General features: G+C 72.9%; 1 protein-coding gene. It reads left to right on the top strand.

The features are described 5' to 3' along the window. On the top strand, window positions 1-2052 hold a 2052-nt coding region (locus AB8Z36_RS37500), incomplete at both ends, for an acyltransferase domain-containing protein (RefSeq protein WP_440582109.1).

Raw genomic sequence — 2052 nt, 5'->3', positions numbered from 1 at the left:
GTCAGGGCTCGCAGTGGACCGGTATGGCGGTGGAGCTTTTGGAGACCTCGCCGGTGTTCGCCGCCCGGATCGCTGAGTGTGCTGAGGCGTTGGCGCCGTTCGTGGACTGGTCGCTGCTTGACGTGCTGAGCGGCGCGGAGGGTGCGGCGTCGCTGGAGCGGGTGGATGTGGTGCAGCCCGCGTTGTGGGCGATGATGGTGTCGCTGGCGGAGGTGTGGCGTTCGCGGGGTGTGGTGCCTTCGGCTGTGGTGGGTCATTCGCAGGGTGAGATCGCTGCCGCGGTTGTGGCGGGTGGTCTGTCGCTGGAGGATGGCGCGCGGGTGGTGGCGCTGCGGTCGCGGGCGTTGCGTGCGTTGTCGGGTCTGGGCGGCATGGTGTCCGTGGCGCGCGGCGTGGACGAGGTCCGTGAACTGCTCGCCGACTACGAGGGCCGTATTGGCGTGGCCGCCGTGAACGGTCCTTCGTCGGTGATCGTCTCGGGTGACGCGGACGCGCTGGACGCGTTCGTCGCGGCCTGCGGCGAGTCGGGTGTGCGCGCGCGTCGGGTCGCGGTGGACTACGCCTCGCATTCGGCTCACGTGGAGCGCATCGAGGACGAGTTGGCGGAGCTGCTCGCTCCGGTGGCGGCGCGGTCGTGCGGTGTGCCGTTCTATTCGACGGTGTCCGGTGCGGTGGTGGACACGGCGGAGCTCGATGCCGGGTACTGGTATCGCAATCTGCGGGGCACGGTGGAGTTCGAGGCGGCGACGCGTGCGCTGCTCGCGGACAACTTCCAGGTGTTCGTGGAGGTGAGCGCGCACCCGGTGGTGGCCACGGGGGTGCAGGAGACCATTGAGGACGCGGGTGTGCGGGCCGGTGTGGTCGGTACGCTGCGGCGTGACGAGGGTGGCCTTGAGCGGTTCACTCTCTCCCTGGGTGAGGCGTGGGCGCTGGGGGCCGGGGTCGACTGGGACACGTACTACGAGGGGACCCGGCCCACCCGCGTCGACCTGCCCACGTACGCCTTCCAGCGGCAGCACTACTGGCCGCGCTTCGCCGATCTCGGCGGGGACGTGACCTCCGCCGGTCTCGAATCCCCCGACCACCCCATGCTCGGCGCCTCGGTCGAACTGGCCACCGGGGACGGCCTGGTGGCCACCGCGCGCTGGTCGCTGCGCACCCACCCCTGGCTCGCCGACCACGCCGTGTCCGGCACCGTCATCGTGCCCGGGACCGCGCTGGTGGAGTCCGTGATCCGCGCCGGTGACGCACTCGGCTGCGGCCAGGTCGACGAACTCACCCTTCAGGCGCCCGTCGTCCTCCAGGAGCGCGGCGAGGTCCAGGTGCAGATCGCGGTCGGTGAATCCGACGCGTCCGGGCGCCGCCCCGTCAGCGTTCACACCCGGTCCACCGGTTCCGACGGCGGCAGCGAGGAGCTGTGGACGCTGCGCGCCCAGGGCACCCTGACCGAGCCGGGGGCGCCTGCTGTGGAACGGCCCGAGGACTTCGTCGTGTGGCCGCCGCGCGGCGCCACCACGGTCGCCGCCGAGGGCTTCTACGACCTCCTCGCGGGCCGGGGTTACGAGTTCGGCCCCGTCTTCCAGGGCGTCCGTGCCGCCTGGCGCCAGGGCGACGACATGTTCGCCGAGGTCGTGCTGCCCGAGCAGGTCCGCGGCGACGCCGGACGCTTCGGCATCCACCCCGCCCTCTTCGACGCCGCCCTCCACGCCGCCAACCTCACCTCCGGCGGTGACGGCCGCACCGTCGTGCCGTTCGCCTGGACCGGGGTGTCGCTGCACGCCGCCGGAGCCACCGCCCTGCGCGTACGGGTCTCCCCGGCGGGACAGGACACCATCACCGTCCAGATGACCGACCCGACGGGTGCGCCGGTCGCCGCCATCGAGTCGCTGGCCGTGCGGGAGGTCGCCGCCGAGTCCCTCGATCCGTCCGCGCGTGCGGCCCGCGACTGGCTGTTCCGGCTCGACTGGACGCCCGTCGCCCGGCCCGCCGACACGCCGGCCACCAGCGGCTGGGCCGTCCTTGGGGCTCCCTCCGCTCCGGTCACCGCCCCCG

This window comes from Streptomyces flavofungini (genome assembly GCF_041028215.1).
GTDB lineage: Bacteria > Actinomycetota > Actinomycetes > Streptomycetales > Streptomycetaceae > Streptomyces > Streptomyces flavofungini_B.
Note: the sequence above shows the minus strand (reverse complement) of the source record. Positions and strands in the feature narration are given on the sequence as shown.